We start from the raw sequence: 17,413 nt of genomic DNA, 5'->3' as shown, positions 1-17,413 counted from the left end.
GGCTCGGCGTTCCGCGTCGCTGCGCCTACGCTACCGGCACATCGTTCTCCGAACGAACCCCACAACCGCAGAGGCGCCCTCGATGTCCAGCCCCAACCCGTTCAACGCCCGAAAATCCCTCAAGACCTCCCACGGCGAGTTCTTCTATTACGACATCCAGGAGCTCGAGAAGCAGGGCGTGGGGCAGGTCTCGCGACTGCCGTTTTCGATCAAGGTGCTGCTCGAGGCCATGCTGCGCAATCTCGACGGCTTCGTGGTGACCGCTGACGACGTCTCGGTCCTCGCGAACTGGAAGGCGGATGCACCGCTGGAGACCGAGCTGCCGTTCATGCCCGGCCGCGTGGTGCTGCAGGACTTCACGGGCGTGCCGTGCGTGGTCGATCTGGCGGCGATGCGCGACGCGATGAAGCGACTCGGGGGCGACGCGAACGAGATCAACCCGCTCGTGCCGTGCGACCTCGTGATCGACCACTCGGTGCAGGTGGACGCGTTCGGGAGCAAGACGGCGCTGACGATCAACGCGGAGAAGGAGTTCGAGCGCAACCGCGAGCGATACGAGTTCCTCAAGTGGGGCCAGAAGTCCCTGCGCAACTTCACCTGCGTTCCCCCGGCGACGGGCATCGTGCACCAGGTGAACCTCGAGTATCTCGCGGGCGCGGTGCTGACGAAGAAGGACGACGAGGGGCGCACCGTCGCGTTCCCCGACTCCTGCGTGGGCACCGACTCGCACACGACGATGATTAACGGTCTGGGCGTCGTCGGCTGGGGCGTGGGCGGCATCGAGGCCGAAGCGGTCATGCTCGGTCAGCCGGTCTACATCCTCACGCCGAAGGTCGTCGGGTTCAAGCTCTCGGGCAAGCTGCCCGAGGGCGCGACGGCGACCGACCTCGTGCTGACGGTGACGCAGATGCTCCGCGCGCACGGCGTGGTCGAGAAGTTCGTGGAGTTCTACGGGCCCGGCATCGCGACGCTCTCGCTGCCCGACCGCGCGACCATCGGCAACATGGCGCCGGAGTACGGCGCGACCGTCGGCATGTTCCCGGTCGACAAGGTGACGCTCGACTACCTGCGCCTCACCGGGCGCAGCGCCGAGCAGATCGAGCTGGTCGAGAAGTACTTCAAGGCGATGGGCATGTTCCACGACGAGACGAGCCCCGAGCCGGCGTTCTCCGAGCGCCTGGAGCTGGATCTCTCGACCGTCGAGCCCAGCATGGCCGGCCCGCGCAGGCCGCAGGACCGCATCGCGCTGACGAACATGAAGGCGCAGTGGCGCAAGGATCTGGTCGACACCTTCGGCAAGCGCGATGTGGCCGAGGCGGTCCGCATCGACCGCTGGAGCGGCGAGGGCGGCGAGTCGGCCCAGGGCGTGCGCAAGCTCGACAACTCGACCGGCGCCCGGGAGGAGCAGGGCGATGCGCGCACCACCAACGGCGTGCTCGTCGAGGACGCGGGGCGCACCTACTCGCTGCATCACGGCGACGTGGTGATCGCCGCGATCACCTCGTGCACGAACACGAGCAACCCCGATGTCATGCTCGCGGCGGGCCTGGTGGCGCGCAAGGCGCGGGCGCTGGGGCTGACGCGCAAGCCGTGGGTCAAGACCTCGCTCGCGCCTGGATCCAAGGTCGTGACTGAGTACTACAACAAGGCCAACCTGACCGAGGACCTGGAGGCCATCGGCTTCCACACCGTCGGGTACGGCTGCACGACCTGCATCGGCAACTCGGGCCCGCTGCCCGACGCGACGGCGGCGGCGATCGAGAAGGGCGACATCGTCGCGACCAGTGTGCTCTCGGGCAACCGCAACTTCGAGGGGCGCATCAACCCGCACGTCAAGGCGAATTACCTCGCCAGCCCGCCGCTGGTCGTCGCCTACGCGATCGCCGGGACCGTGGACATCGACCTGTTCCACGACCCGCTCGGGACGAGCAGGGACGGCAAGCCCGTCTACCTGAAGGACGTGTGGCCGACGCACGCCGAGGTGCAGGCGGTCAAGGCGCAGTGCATCAACTCCGAGCAGTACCGCTCGCAGTACGAGAACGTGTTCAACGGCAACGAGATGTGGAACGAGGTGCCGGTGCGCGAGAGCGACCTGTACGCGTGGGACGAGTCGTCGACCTACATCCAGAACCCACCATTCTTCGAGGATATGACCGAAGAGCCGCGCGGCGTGCAGCCCATCAAGGGCGCGCGATGCCTGGTCTTCGTCGGCGATTCGGTCACCACCGACCACATCTCGCCTGCCGGCGCGATCCCGGTCGACAGCCCCGCCGGGAAGTATCTGCTCGAGAAGGGCGTGCCCGTCTCGATGTTCAACTCGTTCGGCTCGCGACGCGGCAATGACCGAGTCATGACCCGCGGCACGTTCGGCAACATCCGCGTCAAGAACAAACTCGCCAGCGAGCACGGCAAGCCCAAGGAGGGCTGGTGGACGCGCGACAGCCAGCGGGGCGGGACGGGCCCGATCGAGCCGATTTATGACGTCGCGATGCGATTCCGCACAGAGAACCTGCCCTCGATCGTGCTCGCAGGCAAGGACTACGGCATGGGCTCTTCGCGCGACTGGGCGGCCAAGGGCACGATGCTCCTGGGCGTGCGCGCCGTCATCGCGGAATCGTTCGAGCGCATCCACCGCTCCAACCTCGTGGGCATGGGCGTGCTCCCCCTGCAGTTCCTGCCCGGCCAGACCGCCGCGACCCTCGGGCTCACCGGCTTCGAGGTGTTCGACCTCGACCTGCCGGACCCGTTCGAGCCCCGCGCCATGGTGCACGTGAAGGCCACGACGCCCGACGGGCGCGTGATCGAGTTCGACGCGATGTCGCGCGTCGACACGCCGGTCGAGGTCGAGTACTACCGCCACGGGGGCATCCTGCCCTTCGTGATCCGTAAGAAGCTCAACGAGAGCATGCAGCCGGCCTGACCGCTGCTCTGTCAAGAATCGACCAAGCCACGCCGCGGAGCCGGTCTCCGCGGCGTTTTCTTCTGGCGGCGCGAGCGCTCGCGCCGACTATTGTTGCGTCCGATGCGCGTCGCGATCCTCGCCAACCCGTCGTCCGGCCGTGGGCGCGCCCTGCGCGTCGCTCGGGACCTGCGCGAGACGATCGGTTTCGCCGGGCACGAAGTCGAGGAACACTCCGCGCGCGAGCCGTCGTCGACCGACGCGGTCAAGCGCGCCGAGGTCGTCGTGATCGTCGGCGGCGACGGGACGGTTCACCACCAGCTCGCGGCGCTCGCAAAGAGCGACGCGGCGATCTGGCACGCGCCTCTCGGCACGGAGAACCTCTTCGCGCGCGAGTTCGGCATGACGACCGACGCCGACGCGCTGCTCCGCGCGATCGGGGCGGCGAAGGTCGCGTCCATCGACGGCGCGACGATCAACGGGCGCTGGTTCGCGATCATGGCCGGCGTTGGTCCGGACTCGAGCATCGTCGCGCGCGTCGCCGCCGCCCGGACCGGGCCGATCCGCAAGCTGAGCTACCTCGGGCCTTCGATCGCCGAGTTCCGGCGTCCGAACCTGCCGGTCATGTCGATCGATGTTGATGGCCGCCGGGTGGTGGACGCGCGTCGCGGGTTCGTCGTCGTGGCGAACTCGCGTCAGTACGGCGGTCGGATCAACCCCGCGCGCGGCGCGCTGATGGACGACGGGCTGCTCGACGTGGTGTTCTTCCCGTGCAGCTCCCGCGTGCGCGCGCTGTCGTGGACTGTGGGCTGTCGCGTGGGGAGGCAGGGCGCCAGCCGGTGGCTGGTTTCGGAGCACGCGACGAGCGCGGTCGTGACGATCGACGAATCCCAGGGCGCAAAGCTGCAGCTCGACGGTGAGTTCGCCGGGCATGCGAGCGGCGAGCTGGACATCAGGGTCCAGCCCGCCGCGCTGAAGGTGCTGCTGCCGGTGGGGTCGGCGCTTCGCAAAGCGCCGGCGGGTGTGCCCAATCAGGCGCCCGTGTCGTAGTAGAAGCGCTCGCGCACGATCTTGCCGTCCTTCCACTTCTGCACGCTGACCTGCTCGTAACGGATCCTGTTGCCTTCCGTGTTCGTGAACTCGAGCCAGTTCTCGATGGCGGCGACGCCGGTCCCCGGCGCGGTCTCGGTGATCGCGACATTGGTCGCCTCGAAGCCGTGCCAGTCCTTGATCTGTCCGAGGAACTGCTTCTCGCGTTCGATGTTGGCGGCCAGGCCCTTCGTCGGGGCTCCGCGGTTCTCCTGCATCGTGGCGTCAGCGTGGTAGAAGGTGTTCATCGCTTCGAGGATCTTGCCCTGGCCGATGTGGCTGATCAGGTCGTGGACGAGGTCGTTCAGGTTCATAGTGTTTCCTTTCGATTGCCTGGGTGATGCTGGGGCCTTCGCTTTGTGTGATGAACTTCACGCGAGCGCGAAGTGGGGGCGCAGCGCGGGCTTGCCGGCGAGGCGTGCGCCGAGCGTGAAGACGCTCAGGCGCCCGGGGCCGCTGATGGCGAGGGCGAGTGTCATGACGCCCACGCTGAGGGCGAACTCCATGCCGTTGTTCTGGACGGAGAAGGCGCTGGGGTGGACGGTGACGATCGCGACGAGCATCGCGATGGCGAAGCCAATGCCCCAGAAGCGCGTGAGGAGGCCGAGGGCGATGAAGATGCCGCCGAAGAACTCCGTCGCGCCCGCCATAAAGGCGGAGAGCATGGGGGCGGGGATGTCGATGGAGGCCATCCATTCGCTGGTGGCCTTGAGGCCGTAGCCCCCGAAGAGGCCGAATAGTTTCTGCCCGCCGTGGAAGACGCCGATGGCGCCGACCATGAGGCGGATGAGCAGGAGGGAGACATCCATCGGGGCGACGCGGGGCGAGTGTTGCTGTGTTTCGGCGGTCACGGTTCAGTCCTTCTCACATTGATTGTTACAACAGATATATAGGTCGTGCGATGCCCGCGCGACGGGCGCGGGCGGGTTTGGTTCATTGGGTTGGGGGCGCGTCGACGCGGGCGCGGGCCTTCACGAGCAGGCGGCTGAGCGTGCGGAGTTCCTGCTGGGTCATGTGTGCGAGTTGCGCGTCGTGCGCGTCGAGGAGGGGCTTGTCGAGTCTTGCGAGCAGCTCGAGGCCCTTGCGGGTGATCTTCGCGATGACGACGCGTCGGTCGACGGTGTTGCGCTCACGGGTGACCAGGCCGGATTCTTCGAGGCGGTCGAGGAGGCGGGTGACATCGGGGACGCGCACGACCATGTGCGAGCCGACCGTGCCGCAGGTCGCGCCGGCGGGGTGGTGGCCGCGCAGGATGCGCAGGGCGTTGTAGGAGGATTCGGTGAGCCCGTGCTCGCGCAGGATTGGGGCGATGTCGCCCTCGAGGGTGGAGGCGGTGCGGATGATGTTGAGGAAGGCCTCTTCGGAGGGGCTCTCGAAGGGCTTCTTCTTCCCGATCTCGTGCTGGAGGGTGCGAGGCGGCATTGTGTGTCTCGTCGATATCTGTGACAACAATAATATCGTCCGGGGAGAAGTCAAGGTTCATCACCCGGGGATTGTTTTTTGTGGGAAGACCCTCCCCCAGCCCCTCCCGCGAGCGGGAGGGGGGTTAGAAAGCGCCCGTTCACGCCCTGCGCGCCGTTCCGGGCCTCTTGCCTTGTGCCCCGTGCCCCGTGCCTTCCCCCTCACACCATCGCGGGTTCGAGGCCCATCGCGCGGGCCATGGCGGCGCCCATGTCTGCCGGGGTCTCGGCGATCTCGAAGCCGGCGTCGCGCAGGGCGGCGATCTTGGAGTCGGCGCCGCCCTCGCCCCCGGAGATGATCGCGCCGGCGTGGCCCATGCGTCGCCCGGGGGGCGCGGTGCGCCCGGCGATGAACGCAGCGACCGGCTTGCTGACATTGGCCTTGGCGAAGGCGGCGGCGGCTTCTTCGTCGGTCCCGCCGATCTCGCCGATCAGCATGATGCCGTGGGTGTCGGGGTCTTCCTCGAAGGCGCGCAGGGTGTCGATGTGGTTCATGCCGCGGACGGGGTCTCCGCCGATGCCAACGCAGGTGGATTGCGCGAGCCCGAGGCGGCTGGTCTGCCACACCGCTTCGTAGGTGAGCGTGCCCGAGCGCGAGACGATGCCGACGGCCTTGCCGAGTTTCGACTCGCTGATGTGCGTGTGGATGTAGCCGGGCATGATGCCGATCTTGCAGCCGGCGTTGGTATAGGGGGACTTCGCCGAATCGCCCGAGCCGGTCTTGGGTCCGGGGGTGATGACGCCCGGGCAGTTGGGCCCGATGAGCGTGATGCGGTCCTTCGCGGCGCGCGTCGCGTTCATCTCGTCGAGCAGCGCGCGGGTCCTGACCATGTCCTGGACGGGAACGCCCTCGGTGATGGCGCAGATGACCTTGACGCCGGCGTCGGCGGCTTCGAGGATCGCGTCGGCGGCGAAGGGGGGCGGGACGAAGATCATCGTCGCGCTGGCGCCGGTCGCGTGCACGGCGTCCTTGACGGTGTTGAAGATGGGGAGCCCGTTGTCGTCCTTCGTGCCACCCTTGCCCGGGGTGACGCCCCCGACCATTTTGGTGCCGTAGTGGTAGCAGCCGCGGGTGTGGAGGGCGCCGAACGAGCCGGTGATGCCCTGGCAGATGACCTTGGTGTTGGCGTCGACGAGGATGGCCATAGTGGAGGGGCTCCGGCGCGGGTTCGGGGACGGTTGGATTCGGGTCGGGAGGATAGGCGTGGAAGCCCTGGGAGCGGGCGAAGAACCAGCCCTCGGGAGGCGAGAAAGCGGGTTGGAGGTCTCGGAACCTGCCCACCGACTGCGCCGCCCGTTACGGTCGGTGGTTCGGCTTGTCGCGGACGGTCGGCGTCGTGCTCAGCGAGAAGACGACGATCTCTTCGCCGGAAGCGGTGCAGACATGGTGATGTGTGGTCACCGGCTTGACGCCGCAGACGCTCTCGGCGAGGAGGTCGAGGGCCGGACGGGCGGCTTCGAGGAGTTTGGCGCGCATCCTCTGCACGAGTTCGCGTCCGTCCTCGGGGGGTCGTGTCGTGACCAAGTGCTTCTCGGCGGCGGTGAGGACGTCGTGCATGCGGACGATGAGCATGTTGCCGACGAGGTGGGCGTCGATGTGCTTCGGCCCTCGCCCCATGTACTCCTGTTCGAAGCGGATCATGCCTGCGCAGATACCGTCCTCGATCTCTCCTCTGGTCTTCATCGAGCACGCTCTCTCGGGGATTGGGCGTAGGTGACTCTGCCCTGGCAGATGTTTTCCTTGGCGCAGGGATAGCGGCGAACAGTCAAAAAAATTGTACACCAATGTTGCTTTCGGAGGGGGGTGGAAAGTAATGTTTCGCACGGTGAAAGCAACGATGTTTCGCCGGTGACAACAGAGAACCACCGTCGGTTGACGAGACGCAGGAAAGCTCGGTTTTCAGGGCTTTCTGGCGAGCGAAGGGCCGGCACGATCGAACACACGCGTGTTCCATCGTGGCGGCTTTGTGCGTTTTCGGCGCACAGTCCGGCGCGATGGCGGCGCGGGGCAGGAGTATGGATGGAGTGCGGAGACGCATCGCAAGTTCAAGCAACGCCGGGGGAATACGGAACAAGGCGGGCGACATCGATCGCGACGGGTTCGTTGATCTCGATCTGCACGAGGTCTTGCGCGATGTTGTGCGCGCCTGCGAGTGACGCCGGTGACGAATGAGGAGATGGGGGGGATGTGGAGAGAACGCGGGCAGCGATGCCCGCGTTTTTTTCTAGAGGAAGCCCGGGGGCTCACTCGTCCGGGCGGCGGGTGCTGTGCTGGGTAATTCCGCGATCGCGTGTCATGCGCGCCGGCTGGTTGCCGCTCAAATTCCGGAGGAACCATGACCGTTTTCCTCCGAATGATTCCCGCCGGCGCGCCGGGGTCGAGGCGATCCACGCAAGGCGGCGCGCGGCGGTTGAGTGAGAAAGGAGCACGAGATGAGCAAGATGTGTTTGGTCGGCGCGGGCCTGCTGGCGCTCGCGTCGTCGGCGTGGGCGGGCGCCACCGCTCCCCGGTTCACGGCGCAGCGGATCGAGGCGATCGGCGGCGCTGAGTCGCTCGGGCTGGCGATCAACAACCACGGGGTGGTGGTGGGTCAGTTCGTGCGCGCGAACGGGACTGTCGGCGCGTATCGGTGGACGGATGGCGGCGGGATGGTCGAGCTCGCCGGGCTCAGCGCCACGAGCGAGACGCTCGCGATGAACCTCAACGACGCCGGGCAGGTCGTCGGCTACGGCTATCGCACCGACGGGCAGACCGAGGCGCTGCTGTGGCAGCCGAACGGTCAGGTGGTCAATGTCGGGCAGATCTGGGACCCCACCGGGGGGACCGAGGTCTTCGACATCAACGAGTCGGGCCAGATGGTCGGCTCTCGTCGGCTCGGGCCGGCGCAGCGACAGGGGCTGGTGTACTCGCTCGGGGGCGAGATCGTGGATGTTGGGACGATCGAGGGCAACAACCAGTCGAAGAACACCGCGATCAACGAGGCGGGCGATGTCGTCGGGTTCTCGTACCGGCTGTTCTCGCCCGATCGCGCGGCGTTGACGCGGCGCGAGGGTGACTCGTACGGCGAGACGATCGACCTTGGGCCCCTCGGGCGGACCTTCAGCCGCGCGTTCGACATCAACGATCTCGGTCAGGTCGTTGGTCTCGCGAACGACGGCGCGAGCGCGCCGCGCGCGGCGCTGTTCGACACCGAGCGCCCGGGCGACTGGGTGAACCTCGGCATCCTCGAGGGCTCGCAGTACGAGGAGAGCGACGCGCTGTCGATCAACAACAACGGGTGGATCGTCGGGCGCTCGTTCGGCTTCAGCGAGCCGGCCAACGCGGCGACGCTGTACCTCGACGGTCGGGCGCTCGAGCTGGCGCTGCTGGTCGACAACCTCGCGGAGGTCGGGTTCGTGGAACTGCTCGAAGCGACGAGCATCAACGACCTGAATCAGATCGTGGGGACGGGGCTGATGAAGGACGGGACGCTGTCGGGCTTCGTCCTGACGGTGGTTCCTGCGCCGGGCGGGGCGGCGGTGCTCGCGCTCGCGGGCGTGCTGACGGCGCGCCGGCGTCGGTGAGTGAACGGATCAAACCGAAGCGGGCGGCGCGGGTCGGAAGGCCCGCGCTGTCTTTTCAGCCGGCGGACCAGGGGAAGCGGTCGGAGAAGTGGCGGTAGAAGAGGCCGATCTGGCGCATCGTCACGATGAGCCCGTAGACCGTGAGAAGGCTCGACACGGCGATTGTCAGGAGGAAGGCGAGGAATCCTTCGCTGGCATCCTCGCTCTCAAGCAGGAGGCCCACGCCGACCTGAACGGCAAAGACCAGCAGCAGCATGCACCAGATCAGCAGATACTGCCCGGGCGCAGAGAGGATCGTCCGGATGTGGTAATCGGGGCGGAGGAGCGTGCCCATGCCGCCCATCGCGACGCAGAGGATTGCGACTGGGAAGATGAACACGCCGGCAGCCATCGCGACGAGCATGGCGATGTCCGTGGCCTCGTCCGAGATCCCGATCATGGGGAACAGAGTGCCGACGAGGATCATCGGGAAGAATGTCGCGAGGATGGTCGCGACCATGGCGATCAGCGCTTCGGGGAGGTCCGATGCCCATTCCTCGATGCCGGCGGGCATGGGGAGCGAGTCTTCTCCGCCGGCGGTATCGACGATCACCTCGAAGCAGTACGCCGCCAGAGCGCCGTAGGCGATGAGCATCGCGAGGATTGCGACCACGAGGATCGGGATGATGTTCATGATCACCAGGAGGGTGGTCAGTCCGGTCATCGCGACGAGGCCGAGGGGCGTGAGCGGGATCAGGAAACTCGCCAGGGCGTCGGCGAAGTAGCCCCTCTGCTTCCGCGCCTGCCTTGCGGAGGCGTGCGCCTCTGAAGATGCGGTGGTGTACTTTGTGTGGAGCGCAGCGGGTCGTTCCGGCTCGCGGGGCGGCAGGGCGGTGGGCGCGCGGGTGACCGGGCGCGGCGGCTCGGGCTCGAGTTCGAGGGGGATGTCGTCGTCCGGGGCTGCCGGAGCGGCGACGGGAGACTGGGTGAGGGCGGGGACGACGAGGCGCGAGCCGCAGGTCATGCATTTGGCGGTCTTGCCCGCCGCGTGGTCTGGCATGCCGATGGGGGCGCCGCAGGAACACCGGAAGTTGATCATGGCAGAGAAAGATACAAAACCTTCGCGGCGTTTCAAGGGGGGTGTGGGCATACCCTTGGTCACGCGCGCGGCGGGCGTCGGGCGCGTCCGAGAACCGAGGTCGACCAGCGAGGAGCGTCGCGCATGCGGGTGCTTGTGACCGGACAGGTGGGCATGGACAAGACCCCGTTCCTGAGCGGGGTTCGTGACTTTGCCGGCGCGCAGGGGGAGTCGGTCGACCTGTTCAACATCGGACAGATGATGTACGCCGAGGCGCGGGACGTGCGCCCGGGGCGGATCCTCGACCTGCCCCTCAGCCGCCTGCAGTCCCTGCGCCGGGCGGTGTTCCGGGATGTGATCGGCGAGAGCGCGGGCAAGCAGCATGTGATGGTCAACTCGCACGCGACCTTCCGCTGGCGCCACGGGCTGTTCAGCGCGATCGACTTCGATCAGGTCGAGCGGTTCGAGCCGGACATGTTCGTGTGCCTGGTGGACAACATCGAGACGGTGCACTGGCGCCTGCACAGCGAGCACGAGGTCGACGCGACGCTGAAGGACCTGATGGTGTGGCGCGAGGAGGAGATCCTCGCGACCGAGATGATGGCGAACGCGATGCGCAAGCCGTTCTACATCTTCAGCCGGGGGCGGACGGGCGAGAACACGCGGACGATGTTCCGCCTGGTGTGCCGCCCGGAGATGAAGAAGGTGTACCCGAGCTTCCCGATGAGCCACGTCGTCGGGATGCCGGCGGTGCTCGCGGAGATCGACCAGTTCCGGGCGGCGCTGGCCGAGAAGTTCATCGCGTTCGACCCGGGCGACGTCGACGAGAAGCTGCTGCTGGACCGGGCGATCGCGGCGGCCAAGGACGGCAAGGACTTCGTCGAGACCACGATCCATCCCAGCGGCGAGCGGGGCGGCGCGGTGAACATCCGCGTTCCTGTGCGCGGCGTGCTGGACATCGCGGGCGACATCGACGGGCAGATCTACATGCGCGACTTCAAACTCGTCGACCAGAGCGACATGATCTGCTCGTACATCCCGGAACTGCCGGGGGGCGTGCCGGGGCTGTCGTCGGGCGTCGAGCGCGAACTGCACCACGCCTTCGAGCACACCAAAGAGGTGTACGTGGTGTGGAAGCCCAGGAAGGCGCCCTCGCCCTTCATCACCGAGACGGCGACGAAGGTCTTCGGCTCGGTCGAGGAAGCGATGGCGCACTTCGAGGAGCGCGGCATGTTCGCGCAGACGAACCTCTTCGGGCACTGAGCGGCGCACGCATATGCAGAAAAACGACAAACCCCGTCGGGGGTCGCTGCGCACTCAAGCGACCGGGCCGACGGGGTTGTTTACGGTCCCCCCTTGTGTCGCGGCGGGTCGGCGGGTCTGGGCGTCGCTGGTCAGGCAACGCGTCGCCGGTCTGGCCGCGAGTGGGGATCTCTCGCTCCTTGGCTGATTCGCACCCCGGATTGCGCCGGTTCCGGTCGGAATGACACAGATTTGAGACACGCTGACCGGGCGAGGTCATCACTCGCGCCGATGCCTTGGCGTCCAGCGGGCCTACGCTGGGTCGCGTGGCCAGATTCCTGCTGAAACTCGCGTACGACGGGACCGATTTCTCGGGGTGGCAGATCCAGACCCGCGAGGGCGCGGAGGTCGAATCGGTGCGCACGGTGCAGGCGATTGTCCGGCGCGCCGTGCGCGAGGCCATACGCGAACCGGTGCATATACAGGGTGCGAGCCGCACCGACGCCGGCGTGCACGCGGCGGGGCAGGTCGCGGCGTTCACGCGATCGGACGCATCGGACAGGGTGGGTGCGCCGGACGAGTCGCTGCTGGCCGCGATCAACGCGAGACTGCCCGAAGACATCGTGGCGCTCGAGTGCTTCCCGGTAAGGGCGTGCTTCCAGCCGATCTCGGACGCGTCGTCGAAGGGGTACCGCTATTCGCTGCGCGACGGGGGGGGCAGGCCGCTGTGGGATCGAAGGTTCGTCCACCATGTGCAGATGCGCCCGGGCGCGTCGCTGGATGTCGACGCGATGCGCGAGGGCGCCGCGCTGCTGGTGGGCGAGCACGACTTCGCGGCGTTTGCCAAGGCGGGCCACGGCAGGAAGACCACGGTGCGGACCGTCCACGTGTGCGAGGTGGTCAGACAGGACGACGGGCGCATCACCATCGACATCAGCGGCAACGGGTTCCTGCACAACATGGTGCGCATCGTCGCCGGGACGCTCGTGGAGATGGGCAAGGGGCGGATGGGGGCCGAGCGCGTCGCGGAGGCGCTGCGCAGCGGCGATCGCACGCTCGCCGGGCCCACGCTGCCCCCGACGGGGCTGCGGCTGGAGTGGATCGAGTACCCCCCGGAAGTGCTCGACCCGACGCTGGCGGCGAGGGAGCGGGCTTGGGGGAGCGATGCAGAGCGCGAGGCGGTCGAGCAGGAGGAGTGACCGTCACCCCTCCCGCTCGCGGGAGGGGGAAGGGGGAGGGCCCGGATCTGGATGCGTCGTATTCTGGACTGACGAACGATCGAAGACCCTCCCCCTACCCCCTCCCACGAGTGGGAGGGGGATGAAGAAGAAGACCCTCCCCGAGCCCCTCCCGCGAGAGGGAGGGGGATGAGAAGAGGCGAGCATGGCGAACATCATCGTGGTCGGGCCGCACCCCGACGATCAGGAAGCGGGGATGGGTGGCACGGTCGCGAAACTCGCGGATCAGGGCCACGACATCCTGCTGCTCGACATGACCAACGGCGAGCCGACGCCCCTTGGCGACCCGGAGACCCGCGCCAAGGAGGCGGAGGCGGCCCGGAAGATCCTCGCCGGGGAGAAGGGCAAGGTGCGCCGGGTGTGCCTCGACCTGCCCAACCGGTTCGTGGAGCACACGATCGAGGCGCGACACGCCGTGGCGGGGGAGATCCGCAAGCACCAGGCGGAGATCCTGTTCATCCCGTACTTCGAGGACGCGCACCCCGACCATGTCGCGACGACGCGGATCTGCGAGGACGCGCGGTTCGACGCGAAACTGAGCAAGATCGGGCTCCCAGGCGAGCGGATCTATCCGAGGTGGGTGTTCTACTACTACTGCACGCATCTGCGCCATGTCGCGAGCCCGTCGTTCTGCATCGACATCACGGGGTACGAGCGGCGGAAACTCGACGCGATCCGCGCGTACGAGACGCAGTTCGTGAAGGCGAACGCGCAGGTGGTGGACTGGATCGAGGCGGCGGGCGTGTACCTGGGCAGCCGCATCGCGACGAAGGCGGCGGAGGGGTTCTTCACGCGCGAGCCGATCGCGCTGGAGTCGCTGAGCGGGCTGGTGATGGGGCCGACGGGGAAGTAGCCGCGCCGGCGCGATGACCGGACAGCGCCTGTCTCCAAGTTCGTGCCCGCTACAATCCCGCCCCGCACGACTCCCGGCTCGCCGGAGAGGCGCCGCGGCGATCCGTTTCCCCTTTCGACCCCCTCACGCAGGAAGGAAGACCGAGCGTGGCTGACTCCAGCGGTAAGCACTACGACCTGATCGTCATCGGCGGCGGGCCCGCCGGGTATGTCGGCGCCATCCGGGCCGCCCAACTCGGCATGAAGGTCGCCTGCGTCGAGCGCGCCAAACTCGGCGGCGTCTGCCTCAACTGGGGGTGCATCCCCAGCAAGTCGCTCCTCGCCAACGCCGAACTCTACGAGAAGGTCAAGGAGGCCGACTTCTGGGGCCTCGATTTCAAGGGCGTCGAGGTCAAGTGGGACAAGGTCATCGGGCGCTCGCGCGATGTCGCGGGCAAACTGAACAAGGGCATCGAGTTCCTCCTCAAGAAGAACAAGATCGACCACATCGTCGGCAGCGCCAAGATCGTCGCGGCCCGCAAGGGCTCCACGCCCTGCAAGGTCGAGATCTACGACGCGAAGGTCAAGGAAGAGCTGACCACGGCGCCGGTGGACATCCAGAAGAAGCCCCGCGAGGTCATCACGGGCACGAACATCCTCGTCGCGACCGGCTCGGTGGCGCGTGAGCTGCCCTTCGCGAAGATCGACGGCGACAAGGTCATCGGCGCGCGCGAGGCGATGACGCTCAAGAGCAAGCCCAAGTCGCTCATCGTGGTGGGCGCCGGCGCGATCGGCATGGAGTTCGCGTACTTCTACCACACCTACGGCACGAAGGTGACGGTGATCGAGATGCTGCCGCGGATCCTCCCGGTGGAGGACGAGGACATCTCGAACGCGCTGGAGAAGATCTACAAGAAGGACGGGATGGACATCCGGACTTCGACGACGACGATGGCGGTCGAGAAGACCGGCACCCCCGGAGGCGGCGTGAAGGTCACGGTGGCGCCGTTCAAGGACGGCAAGGCCGACGAGAGCAAGAAGGAAGTGATCGAGGCGGACAAGGTGCTGCTGGCGATCGGCGTGAAGGGTCGCTACGACGGGCTGTTTGATGATGCGCTGGGGCTGAAGACCGAGCGCGACCACATCAAGACGGACTATGTGGCGAACTCGATGGAGCCGGCGAAGGCGATCACCTACAAGACGAACCTCGAGGGGATCTACGCGGTTGGCGATGTGATCGGGCCCCCCTGGCTGGCGCACGTGGCGATGGAAGAGGCGGTCACCTGCGTGGAGCGGATCGCCGGGCACGACCCGATCCCCATCGACTACTCGGTGATCCCGGGCTGCACCTATTGCCACCCCCAGGTGGCGAGCGTGGGCTTCACGGAGCGTGCGCTGAAGGAGAACGGGCTCGAGAAGGGCAAGGATTACGAGGTCGGCGTGTACAACATGCAGTCGCACGGCAAGGCGATCGCGGCGGCGGAGAACAAGGGGATCATCAAGATCATCCGCGGTCTTCCCCGGGGCGAGATCCTCGGCGCGCACATCCTCGCGTCGCAGGCGACGGAACTCATCGCGGAGCTGGGCCTTGCGCGCCGACTCGAGGCGACGACCGAGGAGATCATCGTGACGATGCACGCGCACCCGACGCTGCACGAGGCGGTGCACGAGGCGGCGCTGGCCGCCGAAGGCCGCATGATCCACGCGTGACCTCGGCGTGACACTACGGAATGTTCTCGCGGCTCCCGGCGACGGGAGCCGCGTTTGTTTTTGTCGTCTGCGGGGTTTCCACGGGGTTGCGCCGTTCGATCGGCGCAGAATGAAACGAAGATCATCCGAGGTTCCTCCTCGCTTCACCCGTCCGTGGTTAGCTTTCTGTGTGGATCGAGCGGTTCTCACCCCAACACAGAAAGGCATGACGCCATGAGCAAAGCGATCGTAAACGACGAAACACGCTCCGAGATCGAGCAACTCCGCGACGACCTGAGGGCGGTGCGAGAGGACCTCGCGGCCTTGGGCAAGGATGTCGTCTCCGCGACGAAGACCGGCGTGCACAGCGCGAGCGCCGCGGCCAGAGACGAGGCGCGCAAGCGGCTCGAACAGCTTGGCGAGGCGTGGGACGACGCGAAGGACACCGGTCGCGCCGCGAAGCGCGACGTCGAGCACCACATCGAGGAGCACCCGTTCGCCGCGGTGATGATCGCGCTGGGCGTCGGCGTCGTGATCGGCAAACTCCTCGACAGGAGGTGACCGGCCATGACCAAGCTCATCGGACTCGCCCTCGCCCTGACGAACCTCGCCGAGGCGGAGGGGCGCAGCGTGCGGCGCAACGCGTCGCGCATGGTTTCTCGCGCCATCGTCATGCTGCTGACGGCGGCGGTGTTCCTGCTCGGGCTGGGCTTCGCGCTCGCCGGGCTCTTCCTGGTTCTTGAGCCGCAGACCGGTGCGCCGGGCGCGGCGATGATCACAGGTCTCCTCACGATGACTCTGGCGGGAGGCGCTGCATGGCTGACCAGCGAACGCGCCCGATAGGCGCCGAGGTGCGCGCCGCCAAGGACCGGTTGCTGCTGGCCGGGCGCGATCTCGACCGGGACATCGCGCGCGGGTTCGCGTCGTCGAAGTGGTGGTGGCTCGCCGCCGCCGGAGCGGGCGGGGTGCTGCTGTCGTCGTTCGTGAAGCCCCGTCGTCGCGCTGCACCCCGGGCGCGTCGGTAGGGCGCCCGGGCGGCCTCGTCTCGCTACACTTCGGGCGGATCCGAGCGTCGCGCCGCCGACATTTCCCCCGGAGCGGGGGGAACCGTGCGAGCGGGTGCGCCGAATCGGGTTCAGGGCGACGATGTGCGTCGCCCGGGCGTCGCCCGCTCGGCGTCGCCTGCCTGTCGCGCCGCTTACGCCCGGAGTTCCCTGCGCATGACGCGTTCCCGCCGCACTCTCGACGCCCGCCACTCGGGCGCGTTCACGCTGATCGAGCTCCTCGTCACGGTCGGGATCATCGTGCTGCTGATCGGCATCCTGATCCCCACGCTGGGCACGGTGCGCAACGCGGCGAGGAAGACGCAGGCGCAGTCGCTGGCGACCCAGGTCGTCAACGCGTCGCAGGCGTTCCAGTCGGACAAGCGCCGCATGCCGGGGTATTTCTCGCCCGACGAGATGGGCAACCGTACGAACGCGCAGAACTTCGGCTTTACCGAGACGGAGAACGTGCTGCTCGACCTCGTGGGCGGCATCGTCACGGATTCGTCCGTGACCCCTGCGTCGCAGTTCAACCGATTCCTGGTCGGCCCGGGCGAGGGAGACGGATTCAGCGCCGGTACGCTCGCTGTGCTTGTGAGTCTCGACGACGCCATTTCCGGCGCGGGCGGCCCCGGCTACCTGCGGCTCGACGAGAAGGTTGTGCGCCCGGTCGAGGGGCAGACCTCCGCGGCGCGCGGCGTGACGGACGCGACGAAGTACATCGACCTCATCGACCCCTTCGGCATCCCGATGGTGATCTGGCGCGAGAACAAGACCGCGGACCGCTCGAGCACGAACTACAACTTCGGGCTTCCGTTCTCGCCGAACAATCCCAACGCGCCGAACGCGGCGGTGGCCTCGTTCTACTGGGGTTCGAACGCCGGGTACTTCCTCTCCACCGGCCTGGGCGAGCCCCCGGTGCCGCAGACGGTCGACTCGGCCAACACCGTGGGCGGGAGCATTCTGGGCGGCGACTCTGGGCAGGGCGGCCCGCGCGACGTGGGCGTGACCCTCGCCGGCATCCTCGGCAGCCCGAGTCTGGCGCGAGGGCAGCGCCTGGGCTCGGGCGCAGGGCAGGACTTCGCGACTCCCGAGGCTGCGCGCGGCTCGATCGTGGTGCACTCCGCCGGTCCCGACCGGCTGTACTTCGCGCGCCGTCAGGACCCCAACCGCGACGGGCGCGTCGGGTACCTGCGCCTCGAGGGCTCGCCCCTCCGACCGGTCGCAGGCTCGGGCGAGGTCGACCGCTTCGACGACATCCTCGTCTCGGGCAACTGAGCGTCGCGCCGTCCGTTCGCGTA

The 17,413-nt window shown here is 67.5% G+C and carries 17 protein-coding genes; 11 read left to right on the top strand and 6 right to left on the bottom strand.

Annotation, left to right across the window (positions count from 1 at the left end):
- Nucleotides 1-82: 82 nt before the first annotated feature.
- Together acnA and KF684_02275 are read left to right on the top strand one after the other, a co-directional pair.
- A complete protein-coding gene (gene acnA, locus KF684_02280) occupies nt 83-2,920 on the top strand; it encodes an aconitate hydratase AcnA (protein MBX3351736.1) in 2,838 nt (945 codons plus the stop codon).
- Nucleotides 2,921-3,022: 102 nt separating this feature from the next.
- Nucleotides 3,023-3,949, top strand: a complete 927-nt coding sequence (locus KF684_02275) for a hypothetical protein (GenBank protein ID MBX3351735.1) — start codon at nt 3,023-3,025, stop codon at nt 3,947-3,949.
- Here the strand turns inward: KF684_02275 and KF684_02270 are convergent.
- The 5 genes from KF684_02270 to KF684_02250 all read right to left on the bottom strand — a co-directional run bounded on the left by KF684_02270 (nt 3,931) and on the right by KF684_02250 (nt 7,132).
- Complete coding sequence (locus KF684_02270; GenBank protein ID MBX3351734.1) at nt 3,931-4,302, bottom strand: nuclear transport factor 2 family protein; 372 nt, start codon at nt 4,300-4,302, stop codon at nt 3,931-3,933. The two genes, KF684_02275 and KF684_02270, sit on opposite strands and share 19 nt — an antisense overlap.
- A 57-nt stretch (nt 4,303-4,359) precedes the next feature.
- Nucleotides 4,360-4,839 (bottom strand): DoxX family protein, encoded by a 480-nt coding sequence (locus KF684_02265; protein MBX3351733.1) that lies wholly within the window; start codon nt 4,837-4,839, stop codon nt 4,360-4,362.
- Nucleotides 4,840-4,921: 82 nt separating this feature from the next.
- On the bottom strand, nt 4,922-5,410 hold the full coding sequence (locus KF684_02260; protein ID MBX3351732.1) for a MarR family transcriptional regulator: 489 nt from the start codon (nt 5,408-5,410) through the stop codon (nt 4,922-4,924).
- A 200-nt stretch (nt 5,411-5,610) separates the two neighbouring features.
- A complete protein-coding gene (gene sucD, locus KF684_02255) occupies nt 5,611-6,594 on the bottom strand; it encodes a succinate--CoA ligase subunit alpha (protein MBX3351731.1) in 984 nt (327 codons plus the stop codon).
- 151 nt (nt 6,595-6,745) lie between these two features.
- Nucleotides 6,746-7,132, bottom strand: a complete 387-nt coding sequence (locus KF684_02250; GenBank protein ID MBX3351730.1) for a DUF2294 domain-containing protein — start codon at nt 7,130-7,132, stop codon at nt 6,746-6,748.
- A gap of 749 nt (nt 7,133-7,881) precedes the next feature.
- Here KF684_02250 and KF684_02245 point away from each other — a divergent pair.
- Nucleotides 7,882-9,012: a hypothetical protein gene (locus tag KF684_02245; GenBank protein ID MBX3351729.1), complete on the top strand. Its 1,131-nt coding sequence runs from the start codon at nt 7,882-7,884 to the stop codon at nt 9,010-9,012.
- 55 nt (nt 9,013-9,067) lie between these two features.
- On the opposite strand, the gene KF684_02240 is transcribed toward KF684_02245, so the two are convergent.
- On the bottom strand, nt 9,068-10,090 hold the full coding sequence (locus KF684_02240; protein ID MBX3351728.1) for a hypothetical protein: 1,023 nt from the start codon (nt 10,088-10,090) through the stop codon (nt 9,068-9,070).
- 123 nt (nt 10,091-10,213) lie between these two features.
- On the opposite strand from KF684_02240, the gene KF684_02235 reads away from it, so the two are divergent.
- The 8 genes from KF684_02235 (at nt 10,214) to KF684_02200 (ending at nt 17,390) form a co-directional block, all read left to right on the top strand.
- Nucleotides 10,214-11,332, top strand: coding sequence for an AAA family ATPase (locus tag KF684_02235; GenBank protein MBX3351727.1), 1,119 nt, complete (start codon nt 10,214-10,216; stop codon nt 11,330-11,332).
- A 305-nt stretch (nt 11,333-11,637) separates the two neighbouring features.
- On the top strand, nt 11,638-12,510 hold the full coding sequence (truA, locus tag KF684_02230; GenBank protein ID MBX3351726.1) for a tRNA pseudouridine(38-40) synthase TruA: 873 nt from the start codon (nt 11,638-11,640) through the stop codon (nt 12,508-12,510).
- Between the two features lie 184 nt (nt 12,511-12,694).
- A complete protein-coding gene (locus tag KF684_02225) occupies nt 12,695-13,402 on the top strand; it encodes a PIG-L family deacetylase (GenBank protein MBX3351725.1) in 708 nt (235 codons plus the stop codon).
- Nucleotides 13,403-13,548: 146 nt separating this feature from the next.
- Complete coding sequence (gene lpdA / locus KF684_02220; GenBank protein MBX3351724.1) at nt 13,549-15,090, top strand: dihydrolipoyl dehydrogenase; 1,542 nt, start codon at nt 13,549-13,551, stop codon at nt 15,088-15,090.
- Between the two features lie 213 nt (nt 15,091-15,303).
- A complete protein-coding gene (locus KF684_02215) occupies nt 15,304-15,630 on the top strand; it encodes a DUF883 family protein (GenBank protein MBX3351723.1) in 327 nt (108 codons plus the stop codon).
- A gap of 6 nt (nt 15,631-15,636) precedes the next feature.
- A complete protein-coding gene (locus KF684_02210; protein ID MBX3351722.1) occupies nt 15,637-15,912 on the top strand; it encodes a hypothetical protein in 276 nt (91 codons plus the stop codon).
- On the top strand, nt 15,885-16,094 hold the full coding sequence (locus tag KF684_02205) for a hypothetical protein (protein ID MBX3351721.1): 210 nt from the start codon (nt 15,885-15,887) through the stop codon (nt 16,092-16,094). Before KF684_02210 ends, KF684_02205 begins: the two co-directional genes overlap by 28 nt.
- 195 nt (nt 16,095-16,289) lie before the next feature.
- Nucleotides 16,290-17,390: a hypothetical protein gene (locus KF684_02200; GenBank protein ID MBX3351720.1), complete on the top strand. Its 1,101-nt coding sequence runs from the start codon at nt 16,290-16,292 to the stop codon at nt 17,388-17,390.
- The last annotated feature ends 23 nt before the right edge of the window (nt 17,391-17,413 follow it).

This window comes from Phycisphaeraceae bacterium (assembly GCA_019636675.1).
Classification (GTDB): Bacteria; Planctomycetota; Phycisphaerae; order Phycisphaerales; family UBA1924; genus JAHBXC01.
Note: the sequence above shows the minus strand (reverse complement) of the source record. Positions and strands in the feature narration are given on the sequence as shown.

Bases quoted from the DNA above. Each gene is read 5' to 3' on its own strand.
- acnA (MBX3351736.1), top strand. From the start codon at position 83: ATGTCCAGCCCCAACCCGTTCAACGCCCGAAAATCCCTCAAGACCTCC.
- KF684_02275 (MBX3351735.1), top strand. From the start codon at position 3,023: ATGCGCGTCGCGATCCTCGCCAACCCGTCGTCCGGCCGTGGGCGCGCC.
- KF684_02270 (MBX3351734.1), bottom strand. From the start codon at position 4,302: ATGAACCTGAACGACCTCGTCCACGACCTGATCAGCCACATCGGCCAG.
- KF684_02260 (MBX3351732.1), bottom strand. From the start codon at position 5,410: ATGCCGCCTCGCACCCTCCAGCACGAGATCGGGAAGAAGAAGCCCTTC.
- sucD (MBX3351731.1), bottom strand. From the start codon at position 6,594: ATGGCCATCCTCGTCGACGCCAACACCAAGGTCATCTGCCAGGGCATC.
- KF684_02250 (MBX3351730.1), bottom strand. From the start codon at position 7,132: ATGAAGACCAGAGGAGAGATCGAGGACGGTATCTGCGCAGGCATGATC.
- KF684_02245 (MBX3351729.1), top strand. From the start codon at position 7,882: ATGAGCAAGATGTGTTTGGTCGGCGCGGGCCTGCTGGCGCTCGCGTCG.
- KF684_02240 (MBX3351728.1), bottom strand. From the start codon at position 10,090: ATGATCAACTTCCGGTGTTCCTGCGGCGCCCCCATCGGCATGCCAGAC.
- KF684_02235 (MBX3351727.1), top strand. From the start codon at position 10,214: ATGCGGGTGCTTGTGACCGGACAGGTGGGCATGGACAAGACCCCGTTC.
- KF684_02225 (MBX3351725.1), top strand. From the start codon at position 12,695: ATGGCGAACATCATCGTGGTCGGGCCGCACCCCGACGATCAGGAAGCG.
- KF684_02215 (MBX3351723.1), top strand. From the start codon at position 15,304: ATGAGCAAAGCGATCGTAAACGACGAAACACGCTCCGAGATCGAGCAA.
- KF684_02210 (MBX3351722.1), top strand. From the start codon at position 15,637: ATGACCAAGCTCATCGGACTCGCCCTCGCCCTGACGAACCTCGCCGAG.
- KF684_02205 (MBX3351721.1), top strand. From the start codon at position 15,885: ATGGCTGACCAGCGAACGCGCCCGATAGGCGCCGAGGTGCGCGCCGCC.
- KF684_02200 (MBX3351720.1), top strand. From the start codon at position 16,290: ATGACGCGTTCCCGCCGCACTCTCGACGCCCGCCACTCGGGCGCGTTC.